The organism is Curtobacterium sp. 24E2, assembly GCF_016925595.1.
In the GTDB taxonomy this organism is placed as follows: domain Bacteria; phylum Actinomycetota; class Actinomycetes; order Actinomycetales; family Microbacteriaceae; genus Curtobacterium.
The window spans coordinates 3,158,210-3,183,591 of the sequence record NZ_CP068987.1; the positions used below are offsets into that span (position 1 = coordinate 3,158,210).

Genomic DNA, 25,382 nt, shown 5'->3' on the forward strand with positions numbered 1-25,382 from the left:
TCACCGATCCACCGCCGGTAGGCTCGATCCGTGAGCGACACGGCACGACCCACCGAGGTCCGGGCGATGCGCCGCGGGCTCGAGCTCGCGGCCCTCGGACCCGTCGTGGGCGACCACGCACGGGTCGGCGCGGTGATCCTCTCCCCGCTGGCGACGTCCTCGCCGAGGGGTGGCACAAGGGTGCAGGAACCCCGCACGCCGAGGTCGACGCGATGGCGAAGGTCGATCCGGCACAGCTGCACGGCGCGACGGCCGTCGTCACCCTCGAACCCTGCAACCACACCGGCCGCACCGGCCCCTGCGCCGTCGCCCTGATCGAGGCCGGGGTCGCCCGTGTCGTGTACGCGATCGACGATCCGGGCGCGGACGTGCACGGCGGTGCCGACCGACTCCGCGCCGCCGGGATCGACGTCGTGTCCGGTGTGCTCGCCGACGAGGCCGAGGCGTTCCTCGAACGGTGGCTCCTGTCGGTCCGCCTCGGACGCCCGTGGGTGACCGTGAAGTGGGCCTCGAGCCTGGACGGCCGCGCCGCGGCTGCCGACGGGACGAGCAAGTGGATCACCGGCGCCGCAGCCCGACAGCACGTCCACGAGCAGCGTGCCGCGCACGACGCGATCCTGGTCGGCACCGGCACCGTGATCGCCGACGACCCGAGCCTGACCGCTCGGGGTGACGCGGGCGAACTCCTCGCCGACCAGCCGCTCGCGGTCGTGCTCGGTGACCGCGCCGTCCCAGAGGACGCCGCGGTCCGGCGACACCCCCGCGGGCTCGTGACACTGCCGGGGCACGACCTCGCCGCCTCGCTCGCCGCTCTGCGTGGGCACGGCGTGCACTCGGTGTTCGTCGAGGGCGGCCCCACCGTCGCGTCCGCGCTCATCGCCGCCGGGCTCGTCGACGAGTACCTCGTGTACGTCGCCCCGATCCTGCTCGGCGGGCCCCGGGTCGCCCTCGATGACCTCGGGGTGGGAAGCATGTCCGGGCGTCGGCGGTTGGACGTACTATCGACCACCAGCCTGGGCCCTGACCTGCTGGTCCGAGCCCGACCGCAGCGCAGCGCGACAGCGCAGCAGCAGACACCGCAGCAGCACGACGCAGCACCCGGGTTCGGAGACGACGGGCCCACGAACGACCGGAGCACCCCATGACCGACGCGCTGACCTCCTCCACCCCGGGCAGCCCCGTCCAGTTCGAGGTGTCGACGAACGTCCCCACCACCCACGGGACGTTCCAGATGCGCGCCTACCGCGACCTCGTGACCGGCGCCGAGCACGTCGCGATCATCGCCGCGCTGCCCGACGGGTCCGCCCCGTCCGACAGCGCCCTAGTCCGCGTGCACTCCGAGTGCCTGACCGGCGAGGCGTTCGGCTCGCTGAAGTGCGAGTGCGGGCCCCAGCTCGACGCCGCACTCGACACCATCGCTGCCGAGGGCGGGGTGGTGGTCTACCTGCGCGGGCAGGAAGGACGCGGCATCGGGCTCATCAACAAGCTCAAGGCCTACCGATTGCAGGAAGACGGCCTCGACACGCTCGACGCCAACCTGGCGCTCGGGCTGCCGGCCGACTCCCGTGCGTACGGCGGCGCCGCGGGCATCCTCGCCGACCTCGGGATCACCCGCGTGCGACTGCTGTCGAACAACCCCGAGAAGCGTCGCCAGCTCGAGGAGCACGGCATCACCGTCGAGTCGCTCGTGCCGCTGGTCGTCGGTGTCTCGGCGCAGAACGCCGGCTACCTCGACACCAAGCGCGACCGGATGGGGCACCAGCTGCCCGCGCACCTCGAAGCCGGGGCGGGCGCAGGCGCCAACAGCTGACTCAGGGCTGATTCGCAGGTGGGCGACATCTGTCGTACCATGTTGTCTTCCGTCACAAGCGGTCCCCCACCAACCGAACGCACCCGATCGGTGCCCGCGCCACCCTGCGCGAACCGATCGGTGTCCGCCGTTTCGGGTATCCGTGCTCCCTGCCAGGAGCGCGCACCACGGAAGACCACACGACACCCATGACCGCCGCACCGGCACCAGCAACCCCGACCTCAGCTCCGGCACCAGCAGGCAACCCACGCTCGCGCGTCGTCATCGCCAGCCTCGTCGGCACCTCGATCGAGTTCTACGACTTCTACGTCTACGCGACGGCCGCGGTCCTCGTCTTCCCGACGCTGTTCTTCCCGAACGAGGACCCCACGGCATCGCAGCTGTCGTCGTTCGTGACGTTCGCCCTCGCCTTCTTCGCGCGACCGATCGGGTCGATCATCTTCGGGCACTTCGGTGACCGGGTGGGCCGCAAGACCACACTCGTCGCGTCGCTGCTCGTCATGGGCACCGCGACGTTCCTGATCGGCTGCCTGCCGACGTTCAGCACCATCGGCGTGTGGGCGCCGGTCCTGCTCGCCGTGATGCGCTTCGCACAGGGCGTCGGCCTCGGCGGCGAGTGGTCCGGTGCGGCACTGCTCGCCACCGAGAACGCCCCCAAGGGCAAGCGCGGCGTCTTCGGTTCGATGCCGCAGCTCGGCGCTCCGATCGGCTTCCTGCTCGCGAACGGTCTGTTCATCGCGATCAACGCCGCGATGCCCGCCGGCGCCGACGGCACCCCGAACGCCGACTTCCAGGCGTGGGGCTGGCGCATCCCGTTCCTCCTCTCCGCGGTGCTCGTCATCGTCGGGCTGTACGTGCGCTTCAAGCTCGTCGAGTCGCCGGTGTTCCGCGGCGTGCAGGAGTCCGGCACGGTCGCGAAGGTCCCGCTGGGCCGGGTGTTCCGCACCTCGTGGAAGGCGCTCATCGTCGGCACGTTCGGCATGGTCGCGACGTACGTCCTCTTCTACTTCATGACCACGTTCACGCTGTCCTACGGCACCACCGGTGCCGAGGCCGGTCCGCTCGTCCCGAAGGTCGGCCTCGGCTACAGCCGCGGTGAGTTCCTGACACTGCTCATGATCGGCGTCGTGTTCTTCGGCATCTTCACCCCGATCGCCGGCATCCTGGCCGACAAGTTCGGGCGCCGGAAGACCCTCATCCCGACCACGATCGGCATCGCACTGTTCGGCCTCACGTTCCAGTTCTGGTTCGCGGCGTCCCAGGGTCCGATCACGGTGGTGACGTTCCTGATCGTCGGGCTGTCCCTGATGGGGCTGACCTTCGGACCGATGGGGGCCCTGCTGCCGGAGCTGTTCCCGACGAACGTCCGGTACACCGGCTCGGCGATCGCGTACAACGTCGCGTCGATCCTCGGTGCCTCGCTCGCACCGACGATCGCCCTGGCGCTGTGGAAGGCCGACGGCAACATCTTCCTGGTCGGGCTGTACCTGACGATCGCCGCCGTCGTGACGCTCGTCGCGCTGCTCTTCGTCCGCGAGACGAAGAGCAAGGAGTTCGCGGACGCCTGAGACGCGACCACCTGACGGACGGGCGCGCCCTGCGCAACGCTTCGCGTTGCCGCTGAGCAGGGCGCGCCCGTCCGTCGTGCGCGCACGCCCACTTCCCGGCGCGAGACGCCGTCGCACCAGCCTGTCCGTCAACTCAGGTTGACAGTTGTCGGTACGTCAATGTAGGTTGACAGCCATGGACCGACCGACCATCACGAGCCTCGCGGCAGGAGCCTCCGGGGACGACCCGTTCTCCGCCCTCGCCAACGTGCGCGAGCTCCGCCGTGAACTCGACCGGACCGAGGAACTCGCTGCTCGTGCCGCCCGGAACGCCGGGGCGTCGTGGCAGGAGATCGCGACCCTGCTCGGTGTCAGCCGACAGGCAGTGCACAAGAAGTACGGCAGAAACTAGGAACACGATGAGTCTCCCCTTCGCGCGCCCCAAGAAGACCGATGGCCCCCGCGCCACCTTCGGCCGCCTGTTGTCCTACCTGTTCGAGAACAAGCCGGCGATGGTCGTCATCATCGTGCTGAGCATCCTCGGCGCCGGGGCGTCGCTCGCGCAGCCGCTGCTCGTCAACCAGGTCGTCACGGCGGTGCAGCAGGGCAACACGCTCAGCACGCTCGTCTGGCTGCTCGTCGGGCTCGTCCTGGTCGCCGGCGTCCTGAACGGTGTGCAGCACTTCCTGCTGCAGCGTGCGGGCGAGGGCGTCGTGCTCTCCACGCGCCGCAAGCTCATCGCCCGCATCCTCAACCTGCCGATCTCGGAGTTCGACACCCGTCGCACCGGCGACCTGGTGTCCCGGGTCGGCAGCGACACCACGCTCCTGCGCGCCGTCCTGACCCAGGGCCTGATCGAGTCGATCGGCGGCGCCCTGACCTTCATCGGCGCGATCATCGCGATGGCGATCATCGACCCGCTGCTGCTCGTGATCGTGGTCGTCATCGTCCTGGTCGCGATCGTGGTCGTCGGCGGACTGAGCCGGCGCATCCGGGTCGCGTCGAAGCGTGCGCAGGAGAAGGTCGGCGACCTGACCGCGGCCGTCGAGCGCGGCATCGGCGCCGTCCGCACCATCCGAGCGGCCGGTGCCACCGAGCGCGAGGTGCACGAGGTCGACGGACACGCGACCGAGGCCTACCGGCGCGGCCTCGACATCGCGAAGATGTCCGCGTTCGTCGTGCCCGTCGCGAGCATCGTCATGCAGGTGGCGTTCATCGCCGTGCTCGGCGTCGGCGGCGCGCAGGTCGCTGCGGGCACCATCACCATCGCCACGCTCATCACGTTCATCCTGCTGCTCTTCATGATGATCATGCCGCTCGGCCAGGCGATGGGCGCCGCCGTCGCGGTCGCCCAGGCGCTCGGCGCGCTCGGCCGGATCGAGGAGATCCTGCACCTGCCGACCGAGGCGCAGGACGACGCCGCCGCGCGGCCCGCCGCCGCGGTCGCCTCCGACGACGCCATCACGTTCGAGCACGTCACGTTCCGGTACGCGGCTGCGGCGGATGCGTCCGGTCCGGACGGCGCCGTCGCGTCCGGCGCGGTGGATCGACCGGGAGGCCCGGATCGCCTCGCCGACGAGCGTCCGGCCGACGACGTGGTGCTCCACGACGTGTCGTTCCGCGTTCCCCGCGGCTCGCGGGTGGCACTCGTCGGTCCGTCGGGTGCTGGCAAGTCGACGACCCTCGCCCTGATCGAGCGGTTCTACGACCCCTCCGAGGGCGTCATCCGGCTCGGTGGCATCGACGTCCGGGGCATGGACCGCCAGGAGCTCCGCGCCCAGATCGGCTACGTCGAGCAGGACGCCCCGGTGCTCGCCGGCACCATCCGAGCAAACCTGCTGCTCGGTTCGCCGGACGCGACCGAGGACGACTGCGTCCGCGTGCTCGAGGCGGTCAACCTCGGCGAGGTGCTGCACCGCGACCCCCGCGGTCTCGACGCCCAGGTCGGCGAGGACGGCGTGATGCTCTCCGGCGGCGAGCGTCAGCGGCTGGCCATCGCCCGCGCCCTGCTCGCCGCTCCCCGATCCTGCTGCTCGACGAGTCGACGTCGTCGCTCGACGGCGTGAACGAGCAGAAGATGCGACTGGCGATCGACGCCGTCGCCGAGGACCGCACCCTGCTCGTCATCGCGCACCGGCTCTCCACGGTGGTGGACTCCGACGTCATCGTGGTGCTCGAGCACGGCCGGGTCGTCGGCGCCGGCACGCACTCCGAGCTCGTCGAGTCGACGCCGCTCTACCGCGACCTGGCGAAGCACCAGCTGCTGGTCTGAGACCGGGTGCCGCCACACCTCCGACGGCGGGGCGGCGGTGCGTCAGAGCTGTGCGCCTCCGGGGTTCGCGAGCCCCTCGTCCATGTCGCTGCGGTCGACGTGCCCGCCGGCCGCTCGGACGTCGTCGAGCGCGCGGGCGCTGCGGTCGTCGTCGACGCCGGCGACCAGGTCCTCGTAGACCGCGACGTCGATGCCGGCAGCACGGGCGTCGAGTGCCGAGGCCCGGACGCAGTGGTCGGTGGCGATGCCGACGATGTCGACGGAGTGCACCCGGTGCTCGGTCAGGATCTCCGGCAACGGCACACCCGCCTCGGTCCGTGCCTGGAACGCCGAGTAGTCCGGCGTGCCCTGGCCCTTGAAGACGTCGACGTCGATCGGCTCGGTCTCGAGCTCCGGGTGGTACTCGGCGCCCGGTGTGCCGGCCACGCAGTGCACCGGCCACGTGTCGACGAAGTCGGGCCCCTCGGGTCCGGCGAAGTGTCCACCGTTGTCGTCGTCGCCGTAGTGCCAGTCGCGGGAGCCGACGATCAGGTCGTACTCCTCGGCGTGCCGGCCGAGGAACGCGCTGATCCGTTCCGCGAGGGCCGCGCCCCCGGTCACCCCGAGTGCACCGCCCTCGGTGAAGTCGTTCTGGACGTCGACGATGAGGAGAGCCCGTGCCATGGGCCCATCCAACACCCGGTGACTCAGGAGTCGGTGAGCTTGCTCCCGCACGAGTAGGCGGCCGCGGTCACCGCGTCGAGCGCCGGCAGGGCGGCCGCGCGCGACGACCCGATGGCGTAGAACGCGAAGGTCAGGCGTGATCCGTCCGCGGCGTCGATGTACCCACCGAGGGTGTTCGCGCTGTCGATCCACCCGGTCTTCGCGTGCACCTTGCCGCGGGCGACGGCGTTCGCGCCGGTGAAGCGGCTGGCGAGGGTGCCGGACTGGCCCGACACGGGCAGGGCGTTCGCGAGGGTGCCGAGGCCCTTCGCACCGGCGGCGACCTGCACCATGAGGTGGGCGACGAAGTTCGGCGACACCGCGTTCGCGGCGCTCTCGCCCGAACCGTCCTTGATGACGATGCCGGCCGGGTCGACGCCGTAGGACCCGAGCGCCGACCGGTACACCGAGGTCAGCGAGGCCGCCGAACCGTTCGAGCCGGACTCCTTCGACGACACCCGAGCGAGCATCTCGGCGAGGGTGTTGTCCGAGTTCGGGATCATCTGCCCGATCAGCGTCGACACCGGCTGCGACGACACCGTCGCGATGGTGTTCGTGCTGGTCGTGGCGCGCTTGACGATCTGTGCCGACCCCGCCCCGGCGACCCCGGCGTTCGCCAGTGCCGTCCGGAACGCGGTACCCGCACGGCCGACCGGGTCCTCGGACCGGGGCGAGGTCGCCGCAGCCGGGTTCGCCCGGTCACCGTCGACCATGAGCGCCGTGACCTTCGGCTGGTACCCGATGGTGCGTTCGGACACCGGCCACGTGGGGTCCCACGCGTCGGCGTCGCTCCAGTACGTGTCGTCGGTCACGATCGTGCTGACCGGGGTGCCGCCGACCTTCGCCTTGACCTGCTGGGCGAGCTGCGCGAGCGTCGGGGCCCCCGGGTAGACGGTGCCCTTGCCGGCCGACAGGGTGGCGTCGCCGTGCCCGACCAGCGCGATGGTCCCGGCGGACTCCTGCGTGACCGTGGTCGGGATGCGGTGGCCGCCCCCGAGCACGGCGAGCGCCGTCGCCGTCGTCAGGGTCTTCATGACGCTGCCGGTCTGGGCGGCCTTGTCACCGTCCTTCGAGAACAGGACCTCGCCGGTCTTCGCGTCCATGACGTAGCCCTCGAACGCGCCGAGACCGCTCGCCGACGCCGCGCCAGCGATCGAGCAGGTGCGCAGGGCGGAGGGACCGGCCGGGTCCTCCGGCACGGTGCGGGCGGCCGGGGTGGGTGTCGGCGTGCTCGTCGGACGCTTCGTGGTGGCGGCCGACCGGCTCGGCGTCGCGGCCGCGCTCGATGTGGCCGCTGGCGCGGCGGTCGTGCGCGTGTCCGGTGTCATGGCCGCCGCGACCGCGACGGCACCGCCGGAACCGACCACCAGCAGCGCCGCGAGACCACCGGCGATCCACGGGACCGGACGACGCGCAGCAGAGGCACGCACGGCGGCGACGGCGGCGCGGACACGCTCCGGGACGGAAGGCGGGGTGGACTGCTGATCGGACATCGCGACCGATCCTACGGAACTGCGGCAGGAGCCTCCAGGCCGGATCTTCGCCCGGTGGACGACGGGACCCGGATCAGGGTGCTGTGGAGGGGTCGTCCGCCGGGTACCGGACCCCGACCTGGCGGCGGGCCTCGTCCATCACGGCCATGATCGCGACGGACTGTTCGGCGTCCATCGGGCCACCCTCGTACGCGCCCGAGGTGACCATCGCCTCGAACGCGCGGGCCTCGTGGCCGTAGCCGGCGAGCTCCTCGCGTGCGTCGAACTCCTCGACCACGACACCGTCGCGGTCCCGGATCCGCCACGTCGTCGGGGTGAACCAGGTCGAGTCGATGTCGATGCGCCCCGATTCCCCGATGACCGAGGCGGTGTTCGGGCTGCGCACGTCCATCCCGAAGTGCACCATCGACTGCGCACCGCCGTCGTGCGTCAGGACGAGGCCCATCTGCGTGTCGACCCCCTGCTCGCTCAGCGTGCCGGCCGCGACGAGCGAGGAGGGCACCCCCAGCACGTCAACGGCGAAGGACACCGGGTACACGCCCAGGTCGAGCAGGGCTCCACCGCCGAGGGCGGGATCGCGCAGCCGGTGCGACGGGTCGGTGGGCAGGGCCTGGTGGTGCGTCGCCTCGACGAGTACCGGACGGCCGATGCGCCCCTCGGCCAGGACCTCGCGGATCATCGCCATCTGCGGCAGGAACCGGGTCCACATCGCCTCGGTCACCGCGACGCCCGCTCGACGGGCAGCATCGACCACCGTCCGTGCCTCGGCCGCCGTCATCGTGAAGGCCTTCTCGACGAGGACGTGCTTGCCGGCGTGGATCGCGAGCAGGGCATCCTCGGCGTGCCGGACGTGCGGGGTCGCGACGTACACGGCGTCGACCGTGTCGTCGGCGACGAGGTCTTCGTAGGAGCCGTGCGCCCGTGGGATGCCGAACTCCGCCGCGAACGCCTCGGCGCCGCCGCTTGTGCGACTGCCGACCGCCGTGAACTCGATGCCCGCGGCGACGCAGTCGCCCACGAAGGACCGGGCGATGCCGCCCGTGCCGATGACTCCCCAGCGAACCGTCATGCGGCCATGTCTACCAGGACTGGCCGCAGCACTTTGGTATGGACTCCACGGGTGATTGCCAGCTAACGTGCTCCACGATCCCCCATCCGGGGGTCACTCCTCCCCGAGTCGAAGGTGTGCAGGTCCTCCATGCGCCGTTCCGTCCTCTCCGTCGTCGCCACCAGCGCCGCGATCGTCCTCACGTCCACCCTCGTCGGCGGTCCGGCCAGCGCACACGGGTGGGGCGACCCAGGACACGGACCGGGGCACTCCGCCGACGCCGGCCTGACGCCGCGCACCCACTTCACGATGGCTGCCGACGGCACGTCCGGTGCGACGCAGGGCGGCGAGGGCATCCCGAACATCGACTCCGTCAAGAAGACCATCGCCACCTACTACGGCGACCCCGGCACCGGACTCGCGAACCGCGCCGACTCCCCGTACATCCGCGAGATGCGATCGATCGTCGCCCGCCAGGGAGCGTCGCTGCAGCGCATCCACGACCGTGCCGTCCGGCACGGCGAGAAGCCCGCGATCGTCCTCGACGCCGACGACACCACCCTGTGGACGTACGACATGGAGGTCGCGGACATGCACTTCGTCTTCGACCCCGCACGGCAGGACGAGTGGGTGCAGGACGAGCGCTTCGCCGCCACTCCGTCCATGGTCGGCTTCGTCAACCGCGCCGCCGCGATGGGCTTCACCGTGTTCGGACTGACCGGCCGGAACGACGACCAGAAGACCGCGACCGTGCAGAACCTGTCGAAGGTCGGCTACACCGCCTTCACCGAGGACCACTTCTTCACGAAGTGGACCGGCAAGGGCGCCTCGCAGCAGCCGTCGTACGTGACCTGCGCCGCCGCGAGCTGCACGACCGTCGAGTACAAGGCCCTGACCCGCAAGCACATCGAGCAGGACCTCGGCTACGACATCACGCTGAACATCGGCGACCAGTGGAGCGACCTGCAGGGCGGGTACGCCGACCGGTCGCTCAAGCTGCCGAACCCCACGTACTACCTCCCTCCGCCGATCTGCCCGGCGTCTCCGAGCCCCGGCTGTCCCCACGGACGCAGTTCACGATGGCGGCCGACGGCTCCTCCGGTGCGACCCAGTCCGGTGAGGGCATCCCGAACATCGACTCCGTCAAGAAGACCATCGCCACGTACTACGGCGACCCCGGCACCGGACTCGCGAACCGCGCCGACTCCCCGTACATCCGCGAGATGCGATCCGTCGTCCGCCGGCAGGCCCCGTCGTCGCCGCCCAGTGCGCCGTCGGCCGCAAGCTGCACCGCAACCCCGCGATCGTGCTCGACGCCGACGACACCACGCTCTGGACGTACGACATGGAGGTCGCGGACATGCACTTCGTCTTCGACCCCGCACGGCAGGACGAGTGGGTGCAGGACGAACGGTTCCCCGCGACCCCGTCGATGGCCTCGCTCGTGTCGATCGCACAGCGTTCCGGCTGCACGGTCATCGGGCTGACCGGCCGGAACGCCGACCAGGAGACCGCCACCATCGACAACCTGCAGCGCGTCGGCTACCCGCAGTTCTCGGCCACGAAGCGCGGCACCGAGACGTACTACACGAAGTGGACCGGCGTCGGGGCGTCGCAGCAGCCGTCGTACATCACCTGCGCCACGGCGAAGTGCACCACCGTCGAGTACAAGTCGCAGACCCGGGCGCACATCGAGTCACGATCGGGCGGCCGGTACGACGTGGTCGCGAACTTCGGCGACCAGTACAGCGACCTGCTCGGCGGTTCGGCGGACCGCAGCGTCAAGCTGCCGAACCCGACCTACTACCTGCCCTGAGGCCGGCGCTCGCGCTCAGCGGCGGTGCTTGCCGAGCGCCGCGTCCGGCGCCGCCATCGGATGGTTGCGGAACCACCGCAGCAGGGCGCGCGCCTTGCTCGTGTCCGCGCTGCCGTCGCCGTCGGCCAGGAACGTGTCGAACCCGTCCGGCAACGGCGTCTCCGCGTCGCGGTCGAACGCCATCGTCCACTCGCCGAACCGCGGCGTGTGGATGCGCTCCTCCACGAGCAGGCCGACATCGGTGTGACGAGGGTCGTCGATGATGCGCTGGTAGGTCTCGAGCACCGCGTCCTCCGGACCCTCCAGCAACTGCATGAAACGGCCGTCCTTGTACACGAGCAGACCGGACAGGCCGGAGGCGGCGTTGCGGGACCGCGCATGCTCGAGCAGCGCGTCCAGGCGTTCCTGGTCGAAGGGCTCGTCAGCGGCACTCATGTAGAGGAGGGACAGCAGCATGACGACCTGACGACCTTTCGACGCGCGGAGCGGGTTCGGTTCCGATGGTGGCCGATGGACGTCGCCCCGGGAATCCCCAGAACGGGGAGGACGTGCGGTTGTCCGCACCCGTCACCGGGGATCGTACGTGCGGACCCAGTCGATCTCGAGGTGGCCTGGGTCGCCCCAGTTGCCGACCTGGAACATGTAGCGGTGCGGGGACGCCGGGACGTTCCGGGCGACCGTGTACACCAGCTCACCGTCGAGGTAGTAGTTGACCGCTCGCCCCGGGATCCACTCCGTCGTGTAGGTGTGCCACGAGCTCCAGGACACGTGGGTGTTGTAGTGGTCGAACCCCTTCTCGTGACCGGGCACCATCGAGTGGTGGAACACCCGGGGCGTGCCGTCGAAGTTGCCCTCGGGGAAGTTGACCTCGCCGTCGGCCCAGTCGTCCGACGTCGGCCACAGCATGACCGCGACGCCGTTGTCGGCACCGCCGATCGCGCGCGCTCGGATGCTGAACGTCCCGCCCACGTGGGACCAGGCGTCCTCCGGGGTGCCGAAGGTGCCAGCCGCACCGTGCTCGCCGTCCAGGGCGACGTCCATGTACCCGTCGTGCGCGCTGATCTGCGAACCCGACCAGTAGCGTCCACCAGTGCCGTCCGGGTACGGCTGCCACGATTGCGCGTACGTCGCAGCGAACGGTCCATCCGCCGCCGCTGGTGTGTCGAAGTCGACCGAGAAGGTCGGCACGCGGCCGATCGTCGGGTCGGAGCGGACAGCGGGGCCGTCCGTCCGCAGCGGCGTCGCGCTCGGACGCTGGCCCTGGGACGCAGCGGCTGCCGACGAGCGGCTGGATTCGGGGACTGCGGCGGCGCTCACGGCGAGTGCCACTGCCGCAGCACCCACGAGGACGATCATCGTCACACGGGTGAGCACAGTGCCTCCATCGGTCGTCCGCCGGAGGAGGCTGGGCGATGCGGGTTCTTGCGTCACAGGGACCCCCGCGACGTCGTCACGCTATCCCGGACCCGGTGCCCCTGTCTGTCCCACAGCCGAAGCGTGCGGCTTCCCGCCAACAGAAAAATCCCCGGTCAGGACTTGATGCAGATCCGTGACCGGGGATGTGTGCTGAGCCGCCTGTCGGAATCGAACCGACGACCTATTCATTACGAGTGAATCGCTCTACCGACTGAGCTAAGGCGGCGCGCTCGCTCCGATCCCGGAGCGGCACGATCAATGACTATACAGGCTCAGACGAGTGAACGCGAAACGAGCACGCCGAGCTCGGCGAAGGACCTGCGGAGCTCGTCGACCAGGTGCGAGCCGGTCTCGGACCCGGACCACTCCCACCACGCGTGCCGGAGCGCACCGAGCGCCACGATCGACGCCAGGCGCGCCCGACGACGGAGTGCATCGGGGTCCGCGGCGAGCTCGGGGTCCTCGCGTTCGAGCCGCCGGGCGACCGCGGCCTGGATCTCGGCCTGGAACTCCTTCATCGACTCCATGCGACGACTGAAGAGCTCGGAATTCGCCCGGAGCACCTGCTGCCGTTCCTCGATGAGTCCACGTTCCTCGATGAGCTCCTGCGTCGAGTGCACGAGCAGTGCGCCGAGGTCCGAAAGCAGGTGGCCATCGGGTCCCCGTCGACGAACTCCTGCAGCGCAGCGTCGTCGGGCAGCTCGGGGTCGTCCCCGAGGATCGCCTGTTCCTTGCTCGGGAAGTAGTTGAAGAACGTGCGGGGGAGACGTCGGCTCGACGCGAGATCTCGTCCACGGTGACCGCGCCGAGGCCGTCCTCGATCGCGATGCGGAGCGCGGCCGCCTGGATGGCGCGGCGGGTGGCGCGGCGTTTCCGTTCGCGCAGGCCGGGTTCAGCGTCGGACATGCCGTGATTGTCCCATGCCCCACTCGTCGCGGGGACTGTGCGTCGCGGGGAGTGTGCGTCGCGGGGACTGTGCGTCGCGGGGAGTGTGCGTCGCGGTCAGTGCCGGACGCGGGCGATCGTGACGAGTAGTGCCTCGAGCGCGAGCAACGCCGCCACGTTTGCGGCGATCCGCTGCCGGGCGAGGGCGATCGCGTCGAGCACTTCGAGCGCCGCGGCCGGCGTGACCGACTGCAGGGCCTGGTCGAGGTGGTCGCGCATCGCCAGGTTGACGGGTTCCGCCGGGGCGCCGAGACCGAGCAGGAGCAGGTCGCGGTACAGCGAGGACACGTCGACCAGGATGCGGTCGAGACCGTCGCGCAGGCTGCGGGTCGCACGGCGCTTCTGGTCGTCTTCGAGCAGACGGAGTTGCGAGCGGAGGGCCGGCGGGATCGTGCCGCCGGGTTCGACGCCGAGCGATCGCAGTGCGGCGTCGCGTTCCTCGGAGTCGCGCTGCTGCGTGATGGCCTTCGCGTCTTCGTCGGCGACGGCGAGCAGGTCGGCGGCGGCCATCACGGCATCACCGACACCGCGGACGCCGAGCACGGTCGTCAGGGTGCGACGCCGACGATCGCGGGCGTCCTCGCTCGTGGCCAGGCGCTGCGCCATCCCGATGTGGCTCTGCGCCTGCCGTGCTGCGTCCATCGCGAGGGCGCGGTCGATGCCGGTGCGGGCGACGAGCAGGTCGGCGACGGACTCGATGCCGGGGACCCGGAGGCGTACGGAGCGGACGCGCGACCGGATGGTGGGCAGCAGGTCGGCTTCACTCGGGGCGCAGAGGATCCAGACCGTGCGCTCCGGGGGTTCTTCGAGCGCCTTGAGCAGCAGGTTCGAGGTGCGTTCCGTCATGCGGTCGGCGTCCTCGATGATGACGATGCGGTACCGCCCGACCGACGGCGAGTAGTACGACGACGTCACGAGCTGCCGGATCTCGTCGATCGTGATGATCACGCGCTGCGTCGTGAGCACCGACACGTCGGGGTGGGTCTTCGCGGTGATCTGCTGCAGGGTGTGGTCGTCGTCGGGACCGTCGCCCACGAGGGCTGCGGCGAACGCCGTCGCCACGTTCGACCGACCGGACCCGGGTGGCCCCGTGATCAACCACGAGTGCGTCATGCCGCCGGTGCCGTCGGTCGACTCCGCGGCGTTCCGGAGGGAGGCGACTGCTTCTTCCTGACCGGTCAGGCCGTCCCACACGCTCACGGAGCCATCCTGTCAGTGACCACCGTCATGCGGGCGACGACCACCTTGCGGGCGCCCACGGTCATGCCGCGTCGATCGTGACGAGCGGGGCGACCGCGGCACGGATGGCACGCTGCACGTCCTCGGTGGATCCGCCGGCGTCGACCACCAGGAAGCGGTCGGGCTCAGCCGCCGCCATGTCCAGGAAGGCCCGTCGCACCGACTCGTGGAATGCCTCGGCCTCGGACTCCAGGCGGTCGAACGTGTCGCCACGGGCCGCGGCGACTCGGGCGCGTCCGACCGTCACGTCGAGGTCGAGCAGGATCGTCAGGTCCGGCGCCAGGCCGTCCGCCGCCCACTCCGACACCGAGCGGATGTGTTCGGCGCCGAGGCCGCGCGCGACGCCCTGGTAGGCGACCGACGAGTCGATGTACCGGTCCTGCAGCACGACCTCGTCGCGGGCCATCGCGGGACGCACGACCGTCTCGACGTGGTGCGCGCGGTCTGCCGCGTACAACAGCGCCTCGGCCCGGGTCGACACGTGCCCGCGCTCGTGCAGCACGATCTCGCGGATCCGGAGGCCCAGGTCGGTGCCTCCGGGCTCACGGGTGCGCAGGACGGTGCGGCCGTGCTCGACGAGCCACGCCGAGAGCAGCTCGGCCTGGGTCGTCTTGCCCACGCCGTCGCCGCCCTCGAGCGTGATGAAGCGTCCGGTCACTTCTTCTTCGCCGGCGCCCGTCGGGCCGGCGTCTTCTTCTTGACCGGGCCCTTGGCGCGCTTGTCCGCGATGAGCTGGACCGCGCGGGCGTGGTCGACGGCCTCGACGTCCTCGCCCTTCGGGATCGTCGCGTTCGTCTCGCCGTCGGTGACGTAGGGGCCGAAGCGCCCGTCCTTCATCTTGATCGGCTTGCCGGAAACGGGGTCCGCCTCGAACTCCTTCAGCGCGGAGCTCGCGGCACGGTTGCCGCCGTACTTCGGCTGCGAGAAGATCTCGAGCGCACCGGGGAGGTCGATGTCGAAGATCGCGTCCTCTCCCGGGAGCGTCCGGGTGTCCGTCCCCTTCTTCAGGTACGGGCCGTAGCGACCGTTCTGCGCGGTGATGTCGTTGCCGGTCTCCGGGTCCTGTCCGACGACGCGGGGCAGGTCGAGGAGCTTCAGCGCGGTCTCGAGGTCGACGGTCGCCGGGTCCATCGACTTGAAGAGCGAGGCGGTCCGTTCCTTGGGTGCCGCGGCCTTCTTCGTCGTCTTCTTCGCCGGGGCCTTCTTCGCCAGGGCCTTCTTGCCGGTCGTGGTCTCGGCGGGTGCCTCGACCGCTGCGGGCTCCGGGGTGGCAACCGCGGCGTCGACGACCTCGCCGGTCTTCGGGTCGACGGTGGGCTCGGGCTCCGGGGTGCGCTCCGTCACGTAGGGGCCGAAGCGGCCGTCCTTCGCCAGGACCTCCTTGCCCGTTTCCGGGTTGATGCCCACGACGCGGTCGCCGATGACGGGAGCGTCGACGAGTTCCTTGGCCTTCTCGACGGTCAGCTCGTCGGGTGCCAGGTCCTCGGGGACGTTGACGCGACGCGGCTTCTCCGGGTCATCGCTCGGCACCTCGATGTAGGGGCCGTAGCGACCGATCCGCAGGGTGAGGCCCGGTGCGAGCTCGACCGAGTTGATCTCACGTGCGTCGATCTCGCCGAGGTTGTCGATGACGGTCCGCAGGCCGCGCTGGTCGTCGTCGCCACCACCGAAGTAGAAGCCCTTGAGCCAGTCGACCCGGTCGGCGTCGCCGCGGGCGATCCGGTCGAGGTCCTCTTCCATCTCGGCGGTGAAGTCGTACTCCACCAGTTCGCCGAAGTACTCCTCGAGCAACCGGACCACGCTGAACGCGATCCAGTTCGGCACGAGCTGGGTGCCGCGCAGGGACACGTAGCCGCGGTCGATGATCGTCGGGCTGATCGTCGGGTAGGTCGACGGACGCCCGATCCCGAGCTCTTCCAGCGTCTTGATGAGGCTGGCCTCGGTGAAGCGCGGCGGCGGCGTGGTGTCGTGCCCCTTCGCCAGCACGTCGTGCACCTCGAGGTGCTCGCCCTGCTTGACGTCGGGCAGTGCGACGTCCTGACCGGCACGTTCGCTCGACTCGTGGCGGTCCTCGTCGCGGCCTTCCTCGTAGGCGCTGAGGAACCCGCGGAAGGTGATGACGGTGCCGGACGCGGTGAACTCGGCGTCCGTGCCGTTCGCGGTCGACGAGATGCCCTCGACCGACTCGGTCGACGCGATGCCGAGCACGATCGATGCGGTCGAACCCTTGGCGTCCGCCATCTGGGACGCGACGGTGCGCTTCCAGATGAGGTCGTAGAGCCGCCACTCGACACCGGTGAGCGTGCCCTGCAGTTCCTGCGGGGTGCGGAAGGAGTCGCCCGACGGACGGATCGCCTCGTGCGCCTCTTGCGCGTTCTTGCTCTTGCTCGCGTACAGACGGGGCTTGTCCGGCACGGTCGCGGCGCCGTACAGGTCGGCCGCCTGCTTGCGGGCCGCGTCGATCGCCTGCTTCGAGAGCGAGACCGAGTCGGTACGGATGTAGGTGATGTACCCGTTCTCGTACAGCGTCTGCGCCGCACGCGCCGTCTGCCGCGGCGACAGGCGCAGCTTGCGAGCTGCCTCCTGCTGCAGGGTCGACGTGGTGAACGGTGCCGCCGGCCGACGGGTGTACGGCTTCGAGTCGACGCTGCGGACGGTGGCGTCGCCGGCGCGCTCGAGCACGGTGGTCAGCGAGGCGGCTGCGGCCTCGTCCAGGCGCACGACGTCACCGCTGAGCGCACCGCGGTCGTCGAAGTCGCGCCCGGAGGCGACGCGGGTGCCCTGGATCCGGGCGAGTCGCGCCGAGAAGGAGGACTCCCCCGTCTTCTCGAACCGAGCGGAGAGGTCCCAGTAGTTGGCCGAGACGAACGCGAGACGCTCGCGCTCGCGGTCGACCACGAGCCGGGTCGCGGCGGACTGCACACGACCGGCCGAGAGGCCGGGAGCGACCTTGCGCCACAGGACCGGCGAGACCTCGTACCCGTAGAGACGGTCGAGGATGCGGCGGGTCTCCTGTGCGTCGACGAGGGCGGTGTCGAGCTCACGGGTGGCCTCCTGCGCACGCTGGATCGCCTCCTTCGTGATCTCGTGGAAGACCATCCGCTTGACGGGGACCTTCGGCTTGAGGACCTGGAGCAGGTGCCAGGCGATCGCTTCACCCTCGCGGTCTTCATCTGTTGCGAGGTAGAGCTCGTCGGCGTCCTTGAGCGCACGCTTGAGCTCGGCGACCGTCTTCTTCTTGGCGTCGGACACGACGTAGTACGGCTCGAAGCCGTTGTCGACGTCCACCGAGAACTTGCCGAGGGAGCCCTTCTTGAGCTCGGCCGGCAGGTTCTTGGGCTCGACGAGGTCGCGGATGTGTCCGACCGAGGCCTGGACTTCGTATCCGTCACCGAGGTATTGCGCGATCGTCTTCGCCTTCGCAGGGCTCTCGACGATCACGAGCTTCTTCGTGCCTGGCACGTGTCTCCTTGATCCGTGGTGCTGGTCGGCCCTGGACACGAACGTGTCCGGGTCGCCCGGGACATCGGTGACCGGTGGCCGACAGGCACACCATACACACCGTGGTCGGGGTGGTCGTCCGCCGGACCGGCGACCGCGGATGCGCCGACGGCGAACGGTCCGGAGCCGATGACCACCCGTACCCGGGCCGTCGCGGTGGCGAGGTCGCAGGCCACGAGGGCCGAGCCGTTCGCCTGTGCGACCCGCTCGGCGACGTCGCACGGCGACCCGGTCAGGAGTCCGACGGACGCCGCAGCGGCCGAGGTCGCGGCGGCGTCGGCGGCGTCCCCGGCCCGGACTGCCTGCGTGCGGTGTCCGGCGGCGGCGAGCGCCGACGACGCGACGAGCACCCCGACGCCGAGGACGGCGGCGACGAGCACGGTCACCGAACCGCGCTCGGGGTCAGCGTCCCCCGGTCGCAGCACACGCCGTCGCCCGGAGCGGCAGCGCCGAGAACGGACCGGTGCCACCGCGCGTCGCGTCGACGCACACCAGGTCGTCGGTGCGCCGGACGGTGACGGAGGATCCGGGTGCGATCCGCTCGGCGGCGGCGAGTCCGACGGCGTCGTCGCCGCGCCCGACGCCCCGCGCGGCCGCCGCAGCGGCCGACTGCAGGCGTCCCTGTCCGTCGACGACCAGCACGGCCGCGACGAGCAGGGTGAGGACGAGGGCGACGGCAGGCAGCACGACCGCGAACTCGACCGTGACCGAGCCCCGGTCGGAGCGCCGCCCGTGGTCACAGCGAGAGGGCACCGCGGACGAGTTCGGTGAGGATGGTCTGCACCTCGCCCGAGCGCATGACGGCGACGAGTACGCCGGCGAACGCCACGGCGGCGAGGATGACGACCGCGTACTCGGCGGTCGCGGACCCCTGGTCGTCCTGGGCGACGGCGCGGAGCCGGTCGAGGACGCGGTTGGTGCGACGGATTCGGTTCGGGGTGGTGCTCATGGGTTCGTCCCTTCTGTTGCGGTGATCCCAGCGTCGCGCGTGGCCACCGCACGATCGGGGCCGCGAGCGCCATCTGTGGAGAGGTCATCGCGCACCGACGACAGTGGAGGAGAGGACGCCGACCACGACGGGGACCACCCCGACGAGCACGAACGCGGGCAGGACGCAGACGCCGAGCGGCAGCACCAGTCGGACGGCCAGGCGCTCGGCCGCGGCGAGCCCGGCGGCGGCAGCGTCATCACGGACGTCCTCCGCGGCGCGTCGCAGCAGTCCCGCCGCGGGCACGCCCGCCCGCCTGGCCAGGTCGAGGACCTCGCGCAGACGGACCACGTCGGCCGCCGGCGGGACGATCCCGTCGGCGGCACGACGGACCGCCTCGCCGGCGTCGATCCACGAACCGCCGCCCGAGACGGCGACCGCCCAGGCGTCGAGGACGACCCCGGGCACGCGTCCGTCCGGCGTCGCCGACCGGACGAGCCGTGCGGTCCACGCGCGCCCGGACAGGACGAGCACGGCGGCGAGCGCTGAGCAGACCCAGCCGAGCGGCGAGCCCGTGAGCACCTGCACGGCGCCTGACCCCCACGCGGCCCCGAGTCCGAGGCCGAACAACGGCAGCGCCAGGACGACGCGGGCACTGGTGCGCGGGCCGGCGAGGGCGACCCGGACCGCCCGGTCCGACGCGGCCGATCGACGGAGCGCTCCGGCGAGGGCACCGAGGGTCTCCGCGACGGGGGCACCGGTCCGCTCCGCGACCCGCAGGACGACGGCGATGTCCGCGGACGCGGGAGCGAGCCCCGCGCGAGCGGCCCCCGCAGGGAGCCGGCCGACCAGTTCCCAGGCCCGCGGCGGCGGGACCCCGGCGGCGACGAGCGTCGCGACCCGGTCCAGGGTGCCGGCCACGCGCGCCGGGTCGAACGGCACGGGACGCCGGGCCCGACGCCCCGGGAGCGACCCCTTGCTCACGGTGCTCCGTCCACCGGGCGCACCCCGAGCCTCCCGTCCGACCCGACGTGGAACGCGCCCACCGCGGCGAGCCGTCGTCCACCAGCCCGACGCTCGACGTGGAGCACCAGGTCGAACGCACTGACCGCTTGTCGGGCCAGCGCCTCGACGCCGAGCCCGGCGAGGGCGCCGAGCGCCTCGAGCCGAGCGGCGACGTCCGCGACACCGTTGGCGTGCACGGTGCCGGCGCCCCCGTCGTGGCCCGTGTTCAGCGCGGACATGAGCTCGCGGACCTCGGCGCCCCGGCACTCCCCACGACGATCCGGTCCGGGCGCATCCGCAGGGCCTCACGCACGAGCCGGTCGAGGCCGAGCGCGCCGACGCCCTCGGCGTTCGCCTGCCGTGCTTCGAGTGCGACCACGTGCGGGTGGGCGATGCGCAGCTCGGCGACGTCCTCGACCGTGACGATCCGCTCGTCGACCGGGACGGCGGCGAGCATCGCGGCGAGCAGGGTGGTCTTGCCGCTGCCGGTGGCACCGGTGACCAGGACGTTGCGGCGCTGGTGCACGGCGTCCTCGACGATGGAACGCGGCACGTGCTCGAAGGTGCCGGCGCGGTCGAGGGCGGCGAGGGTCGGACGGTCTGGGTGTGGGAGCCGGATCGAGAGGGCCGTGCCACCGACCGAGACCGGGGCGAGCACGACGTGCACTCGGATCCCGTCGCCGTGCCGGACGTCCGCGCACGGCGTGGTCTCGTCGACGTGGCGGCCGCCGAGCGCCACCAGCCGCGTGGCGAGTTCGCGGGTGCGTGCCTCGGTCAGGCGTGGCGCGACGGCTTCGAGTCCGACGCCACGGTCGGTCCAGGTGCCGACGCCGCCGACGACCAGGACGTCGGTGACCCCGGCGTCCGTCACCAGTCCGGCGAGTTCCTCGAACTCGACGGCACCGTGCGTCCGGCGTCGGAGGGCAGCGGCAGCAGCCCCGGGAAGGAACGGCCCGGCCTCGGGCAGGAACGGCGTGGCACGGTGACGGTGCATGACGCCAGAGCGTAGGAGGAGAGCCGTTTTCGGCATCCGGTGCCACAACCAGCCTGTGGAGGGTAAGTGCCGACGGCACCAACGGACCGATTTGTCCCCCGAAACGGAAAGCCGTACCCCACTCGGCGACGAGCGCCCGACACGGCGTGACGGCAGACCACGCGCGCAGGTCCCGTCGATCACGGGCGCCGGGACGGAGTAGCAACTGCTACGAGACCGCCAGGCACTCCATGCGTGAGCATGTACCGGTCTGTCCACTCGACCGGCGTCCCCGCGCGGATCGCCGCCGATCGTCGGCGGCCGGCGAACGCTGATCGCTCGAGCCGGACCCCGGACAAAAGAAGAGGCGGCACCGGTTGGGGGAACTGGTGCCGCCTGGACACCGAAGGATTGGGGGAAATCCGATTCGATGCCGCCGGAAACGAGTCCAGCAGGATCTACTGTACCCCACGATCCGCCCCTCGGGGCAACCCCCGACACGACCGCCGGGCGTGCCGCCGCGACCAGGACACACCGTCGTCCGCCGTCGCGGCCCCGCTGCCCCGCACCCGGGCCCGCCGCCGCGGCCCCGCTCCCCGCACCCGGGCCGCGACTCGTCACGGAACCGCGCAGCGCACGGGCCGAGGGGTAGTCTCCGTGGCGCACCCTGAGGACGCAACGACGCGAAAGGACATCGATGTCCACTCCGACCCAGACCGACCACCGCGAGGACGACGGCGCCACCTTCCCGCCGACACCCGAGTTCGTCGCCGACGCCGTCGCGCACGAGGACCTGCACGAGGCCGCCGCCGCCGACCGCGAGGCCTTCTGGGCCGAGCAGTCCCGCAGCCTGCTCGACTGGCGCACCCCGTTCACGCAGACCCTCGACTGGTCCGGCGCCCCGTTCGCGAAGTGGTTCGCCGACGGCACGCTCAACGTGGCCGAGAACTGCCTCGACCGGCACGTCCGCGCGGGCAACGGCGACCGCGTGGCGATCCACTTCGAGGGCGCACCCGGCGACACCCGCCGGATCACCTACGCCGAACTCACCGCCGACGTGCAGCGCGCCGCGAACATGCTCACCGACCTCGGTGTCGGGCAGGGTGACCGAGTGGTCGTCTACCTCCCGCTCATCCCCGAGGCGGTGGTGACGATGCTCGCCGTCGCCCGCATCGGTGCCGTGCACTCCGTGGTCTTCGGCGGGTTCAGCGCCGAGAGCCTCCGTGCCCGCATCGAGGACGCCGGCGCGAAGCTCGTCGTCACGGCGGACGGCGGCTGGCGCCGTGGCACGGTGTCCGCGCTCAAGCCCGCGGTCGACGAGGCACTCGAAGGCGAGGGCACCGACAGCGTCGAGCACGTCCTGGTCGTCAAGCGCGGTGGCAACGAGATCGCCTGGAACGACCGCGACGTGTGGTGGCACGACGAACTGGCGAAAGCGGACGCCACCCACGAAGCGCAGGCCTTCCCCGCCGAGAACCCCCTCTTCATCCTCTACACCTCTGGCACGACCGGGAAGCCGAAGGGCATCGTGCACACCTCCGGCGGGTACCTGACCCAGGCCGCGTACACGCACAAGAACGTGTTCGACATGCACCCGGAGAAGGACGTCTACTGGTGCACCGCCGACATCGGCTGGATCACCGGGCACTCGTACGTCGTCTACGGCCCCCTGGCGAACGGCGTGACGCAGGTGCTCTACGAGGGCACCCCGGACGAGCCGAAGCCCGGCCGCTGGTGGGACATCGTCGACTCCTACGGCGTCACCGTCCTGTACACCGCGCCGACCGCGGTCCGAGCGGCGATGAAGGCCGGCCGCGAGATCCCCGAGGCCCGCAGTCTCGAGACCCTGCGACTGCTCGGCAGTGTCGGCGAACCCATCAACCCCGAGGCGTGGAACTGGTACCGCCAGGTCATCGGCCACGACCGCACGCCCATCGTCGACACCTGGTGGCAGACCGAGACCGGCGCGATCATGATCTCCGCGCTGCCCGGCGTCACGAAGCTCAAGCCCGGCGCCGCACAGACGCCGCTGCCCGGCATCGTCGCCGAGATCGTCGACGACGACGGCAACCGAGCCGACCCCGGCGAGAGCGGCTACCTCACCATCACCGAGCCGTGGCCGTCGATGGCGCGCGGCATCTGGGGCGACCCGGACCGCTTCGTCGAGACGTACTGGTCGCGGTTCCCCGGCCGCTACTTCGCCGGCGACGGCGCACGGCTCGACGGTCAGGGCGACATCTGGATCCAGGGCCGCGTCGACGACGTCATGAACGTCTCCGGCCACCGCCTGTCGACGGCCGAGATCGAGTCCGCACTGGTCGGACACGAGGGCGTCGCCGAGGCCGCCGTCGTCGGAGCCGCCGACGAGACGACCGGGCAGGCGGTCGTCGCGTACGTCATCCTGACCGCCGAGGCCGCTGCGGACGTCGACCGCGAATCGGCGTCGACCGAACTCCGCAACTGGGTGGGCAAGCGCATCGGCGCGATCGCGAAGCCCCGTCAGGTGGTCATCGTCCCCGAACTGCCGAAGACGCGCTCCGGCAAGATCATGCGGCGTCTGCTCCGCGACGCGGCCGAGGGCCGCCGCATCGGCGACACGACGACGCTCGCCGACCCGACGATCATGGCGACCATCGCGGAACTCATGGAGTCCCGGTGACGGAAGCAGGGCCTCCCGTCCATCTCGGACTGGAGGCCCTGCTCACGTTCGTTCCGTCGGTCGCTGCCGTCAGGCGGTGAGCTCCACCACCAGCTCGACCTCGACAGGAGCGTCCAGCGGGAGCACCGCGACGCCCACCGCGCTCCGCGCGTGGACCCCGGCATCGCCGAAGACCTCGCCGACCAGCGTGGAGGCACCGTTCGCGACCCCGGGCTGGCCCGTAAAGGACGGCTCCGACGCGACGAACACGGTGACCTTGACGACGCGGGCGACGCGGTCGAGCGAGCCGGCGACCGACTCGACCGCGGCGAGTGCGTTGAGCGCTGCCACGCGGGCCTGCGTGGTGGCGGTCTCGGCGTCGACGGACGCCCCGACCTTGCCGGTGACGGGCAGTGCGCCGTCGACGAACGGCAGCTGGCCGGCCGTGTAGACGTACTGGCCGGTGACGACCGCGGGGACGTACGCCGCGACGGGTGCGGCGACCGGCGGGAGGGTCAGCCCCAGCTCGGCGAGGCGGTCCGCGATGCTCATGCGTCGGCCTTCGTGCGCTTGAGGTACGCGACGAGCCCACCCTCGGGGCCGGTGACGATCTGGACCAGCTCCCAGCCCTCGTCCCCGTAGTTGTTGAGGATGGCGGTGGTGTTGTGGATCATCAGGGGCGTGGTGAAGTACTCCCAGCGAGTCATGCGGTTCCTTGCCAGCCTTTCAGTCGTGGGTGTCGTTTAGGCTGCATCCTATGTCTGCCCAGAAGACGTCTGCCTCGCGGACCAAGCCCGTCTCAGCAGTCGGCGCCTTCATCGGATTCGTCGGGTTCAGTGCCCTCGCCGGCCTGCTGGTCACGATCGGGGTCACCCCGGCCATCGCGGTCGCCGGTGTCACGACGACGTCGACGATCGGTGTGTTCGAGTCCCTGCCGGAGTACATCGAGATCGGTGACCTGCCGCAGCGCAACGAGCTGTACGCCTACTCGGGCGGCAAGTCGGTGCACTTCGCGACCGTCTACGACCAGAACCGCCAAGAGCTGAAGTTCGACAAGATCAGCGACCAGCTCAAGAACGCGGCCATCGACGGCGAGGACAAGCGCTTCTACGACCACGGCGGCGTCGACATGACCTCGCTCATCCGCGCAGGCGTCGGCAGCGTCGCCGGTGGGCTCGGCGAGTCGGGCGGTGGGTCGACGCTGACCATGCAGCTCGTCCGCAACATCAAGATGAACCAGGCGCTCGAGCTCCCCACGAAGAAGGAGCAGCAGAAGGCCTACAACGAGGCCGTCGAGCAGACCATCCCCCGCAAGCTCGAGGAGATGAAGCTCGCCATCGGGCTGGCGAAGAAGTACTCCAAGAAGGAGATCCTCACCGCCTACCTGAACATCGCCTACTTCGGCGACCAGACCTACGGCGTGCAGGCGGCGGCGCAGCACTACTACAACAAGAGCGCGACCGACCTGACCCCGGCCGAGGCGGCCTCGCTGCTCGCCATCGTGCAGTACCCCGAGGCGCGCAACCTGTCGAGCCCGAAGAAGTACGAGGCCAACGTCGCCCGGCGCAACGTCATCCTCAAGTCGATGTACGCGCAGAAGAACCTGACGAAGGCCGAGTACGACCAGGCCATCGCGGCGAACCCGAAGGACTACGTCCACCTGACCGCTCCCTCGCAGGGCTGCCGGGCGTCGGTGGGCGACGGTTCGCAGTTCTTCTGCGACTACGCCGTCAAGGTCGTCAAGGAGATGTCGCAGCTCGGCTCGTCGCAGAAGGCCCGCGACACCGCGTGGCGCAACGGTGGCTACTCGATCCAGACGACGCTGAACATCGACCTCAACGCCGAGCAGAAGCAGCTGCTCAACACGTACGACAACAAGGCCGAGACCCGCCTGGCACTCGGTGCGACGCTCAACTCGATCGAGGCCGGCACGGGGCGCATCCTGACGATGGCGCAGAACAAGGACTACGACCAGTCCCTGAAGTCCGCGCCGACGTCCACCTCGATCAACTACAGCGTCGACTACAAGTACGGCAACTCCGGCGGCTT

Annotated in this window: 19 protein-coding genes, 1 tRNA gene and 6 pseudogenes; 9 read left to right on the plus strand and 17 right to left on the minus strand. The window is 70.8% G+C overall.

The features are described 5' to 3' along the window. Window positions 1-66: 66 nt before the first annotated feature. From ribD to JN350_RS15405, 5 genes and pseudogenes are all read left to right on the plus strand, one after another. Window positions 67-1,145, plus strand: a pseudogene (ribD, locus tag JN350_RS15385) (bifunctional diaminohydroxyphosphoribosylaminopyrimidine deaminase/5-amino-6-(5-phosphoribosylamino)uracil reductase RibD). 29 nt (window positions 1,146-1,174) lie between these two features. Continuing rightward, window positions 1,175-1,810 (plus strand): annotated as a pseudogene (ribA, locus tag JN350_RS15390) (GTP cyclohydrolase II); the annotation flags it as partial. A 188-nt stretch (window positions 1,811-1,998) separates the two neighbouring features. Beyond that, window positions 1,999-3,378 (plus strand): MFS transporter, encoded by a 1,380-nt coding sequence (locus tag JN350_RS15395; protein WP_205462735.1) that lies wholly within the window; start codon window positions 1,999-2,001, stop codon window positions 3,376-3,378. Window positions 3,379-3,553: 175 nt separating this feature from the next. Beyond that, a complete protein-coding gene (locus JN350_RS15400; protein ID WP_123292166.1) occupies window positions 3,554-3,769 on the plus strand; it encodes a helix-turn-helix domain-containing protein in 216 nt (71 codons plus the stop codon). A 7-nt stretch (window positions 3,770-3,776) separates the two neighbouring features. Continuing rightward, window positions 3,777-5,629, plus strand: a pseudogene (locus JN350_RS15405) (ABC transporter ATP-binding protein). A 42-nt stretch (window positions 5,630-5,671) separates the two neighbouring features. Here the strand turns inward: JN350_RS15405 and JN350_RS15410 are convergent. From JN350_RS15410 to JN350_RS15420, 3 genes are all read right to left on the minus strand, one after another. Then, the gene (locus JN350_RS15410; protein WP_205462736.1) at window positions 5,672-6,292 is read right to left on the minus strand and encodes an isochorismatase family protein; all 621 of its coding nucleotides are present in this window, start codon (window positions 6,290-6,292) and stop codon (window positions 5,672-5,674) included. Between the two features lie 23 nt (window positions 6,293-6,315). Then, the gene (gene dacB, locus JN350_RS15415) at window positions 6,316-7,824 is read right to left on the minus strand and encodes a D-alanyl-D-alanine carboxypeptidase/D-alanyl-D-alanine endopeptidase (protein ID WP_205462737.1); all 1,509 of its coding nucleotides are present in this window, start codon (window positions 7,822-7,824) and stop codon (window positions 6,316-6,318) included. Between the two features lie 73 nt (window positions 7,825-7,897). Next, window positions 7,898-8,893 (minus strand): Gfo/Idh/MocA family protein, encoded by a 996-nt coding sequence (locus JN350_RS15420; protein WP_205462738.1) that lies wholly within the window; start codon window positions 8,891-8,893, stop codon window positions 7,898-7,900. A gap of 432 nt (window positions 8,894-9,325) precedes the next feature. Between JN350_RS15420 and JN350_RS19750 the strand changes: the two are divergent. After that, a pseudogene (locus tag JN350_RS19750) lies at window positions 9,326-9,832 on the plus strand (HAD family acid phosphatase); the annotation flags it as partial. A gap of 346 nt (window positions 9,833-10,178) precedes the next feature. After that, window positions 10,179-10,688 (plus strand): HAD family acid phosphatase, encoded by a 510-nt coding sequence (locus tag JN350_RS19755; protein ID WP_240347357.1) that lies wholly within the window; start codon window positions 10,179-10,181, stop codon window positions 10,686-10,688. A 15-nt stretch (window positions 10,689-10,703) separates the two neighbouring features. Here JN350_RS19755 and JN350_RS15430 read toward each other — a convergent pair whose 3' ends face one another. The 12 genes and pseudogenes from JN350_RS15430 to JN350_RS15485 all read right to left on the minus strand — a co-directional run bounded on the left by JN350_RS15430 (window position 10,704) and on the right by JN350_RS15485 (window position 20,752). After that, a complete protein-coding gene (locus tag JN350_RS15430) occupies window positions 10,704-11,144 on the minus strand; it encodes a BLUF domain-containing protein (protein WP_205462739.1) in 441 nt (146 codons plus the stop codon). A 111-nt stretch (window positions 11,145-11,255) separates the two neighbouring features. After that, window positions 11,256-12,062 carry a glycoside hydrolase family 16 protein gene (locus tag JN350_RS15435; protein WP_205462740.1) on the minus strand — a complete coding sequence of 269 codons (807 nt, stop codon included), beginning with the start codon at window positions 12,060-12,062 and terminating at the stop codon, window positions 11,256-11,258. Window positions 12,063-12,257: 195 nt separating this feature from the next. Further along, window positions 12,258-12,330, minus strand: a tRNA-Thr gene (locus JN350_RS15440). 46 nt (window positions 12,331-12,376) lie between these two features. After that, the gene (locus tag JN350_RS15445; RefSeq protein WP_205462741.1) at window positions 12,377-12,724 is read right to left on the minus strand and encodes a hypothetical protein; all 348 of its coding nucleotides are present in this window, start codon (window positions 12,722-12,724) and stop codon (window positions 12,377-12,379) included. A 382-nt stretch (window positions 12,725-13,106) separates the two neighbouring features. Beyond that, complete coding sequence (locus tag JN350_RS15450) at window positions 13,107-14,249, minus strand: DNA polymerase III subunit delta' (RefSeq protein WP_205462742.1); 1,143 nt, start codon at window positions 14,247-14,249, stop codon at window positions 13,107-13,109. Window positions 14,250-14,310: 61 nt separating this feature from the next. Next, window positions 14,311-14,946 (minus strand): dTMP kinase, encoded by a 636-nt coding sequence (gene tmk, locus JN350_RS15455; protein WP_205462743.1) that lies wholly within the window; start codon window positions 14,944-14,946, stop codon window positions 14,311-14,313. After that, entirely contained in the window at window positions 14,943-17,750 is a 2,808-nt protein-coding gene (topA, locus tag JN350_RS15460) for a type I DNA topoisomerase (protein WP_205462744.1), read from the minus strand. Before topA ends, tmk begins: the two co-directional genes overlap by 4 nt. Then, window positions 17,726-18,175 (minus strand): hypothetical protein, encoded by a 450-nt coding sequence (locus JN350_RS15465; protein WP_205462745.1) that lies wholly within the window; start codon window positions 18,173-18,175, stop codon window positions 17,726-17,728. The genes topA and JN350_RS15465 overlap by 25 nt, the downstream gene beginning before the upstream one ends. Before the next feature lie 16 nt (window positions 18,176-18,191). Then, window positions 18,192-18,542, minus strand: a complete 351-nt coding sequence (locus JN350_RS15470; protein WP_263089857.1) for a TadE family protein — start codon at window positions 18,540-18,542, stop codon at window positions 18,192-18,194. Beyond that, the gene (locus JN350_RS15475; RefSeq protein ID WP_205462747.1) at window positions 18,526-18,738 is read right to left on the minus strand and encodes a DUF4244 domain-containing protein; all 213 of its coding nucleotides are present in this window, start codon (window positions 18,736-18,738) and stop codon (window positions 18,526-18,528) included. Before JN350_RS15475 ends, JN350_RS15470 begins: the two co-directional genes overlap by 17 nt. Before the next feature lie 84 nt (window positions 18,739-18,822). Then, complete coding sequence (locus JN350_RS15480; RefSeq protein ID WP_205462748.1) at window positions 18,823-19,701, minus strand: type II secretion system F family protein; 879 nt, start codon at window positions 19,699-19,701, stop codon at window positions 18,823-18,825. Beyond that, a pseudogene (locus JN350_RS15485) lies at window positions 19,698-20,752 on the minus strand (CpaF family protein). Before JN350_RS15485 ends, JN350_RS15480 begins: the two are co-directional and overlap by 4 nt. A 640-nt stretch (window positions 20,753-21,392) precedes the next feature. Here JN350_RS15485 and acs point away from each other — a divergent pair. Continuing rightward, complete coding sequence (gene acs, locus JN350_RS15490) at window positions 21,393-23,354, plus strand: acetate--CoA ligase (protein WP_205462749.1); 1,962 nt, start codon at window positions 21,393-21,395, stop codon at window positions 23,352-23,354. 69 nt (window positions 23,355-23,423) lie between these two features. Here acs and JN350_RS15495 read toward each other — a convergent pair whose 3' ends face one another. Together JN350_RS15495 and JN350_RS15500 are read right to left on the minus strand one after the other, a co-directional pair. Beyond that, window positions 23,424-23,885: a RidA family protein gene (locus tag JN350_RS15495; protein WP_205462750.1), complete on the minus strand. Its 462-nt coding sequence runs from the start codon at window positions 23,883-23,885 to the stop codon at window positions 23,424-23,426. After that, a complete protein-coding gene (locus JN350_RS15500) occupies window positions 23,882-24,040 on the minus strand; it encodes a DUF4177 domain-containing protein (RefSeq protein ID WP_205462751.1) in 159 nt (52 codons plus the stop codon). Before JN350_RS15500 ends, JN350_RS15495 begins: the two co-directional genes overlap by 4 nt. 50 nt (window positions 24,041-24,090) lie before the next feature. On the opposite strand from JN350_RS15500, the pseudogene JN350_RS19760 reads away from it, so the two are divergent. Next, window positions 24,091-24,861 (plus strand): annotated as a pseudogene (locus JN350_RS19760) (transglycosylase domain-containing protein); the annotation flags it as partial. Window positions 24,862-25,382: the final 521 nt, after the last annotated feature.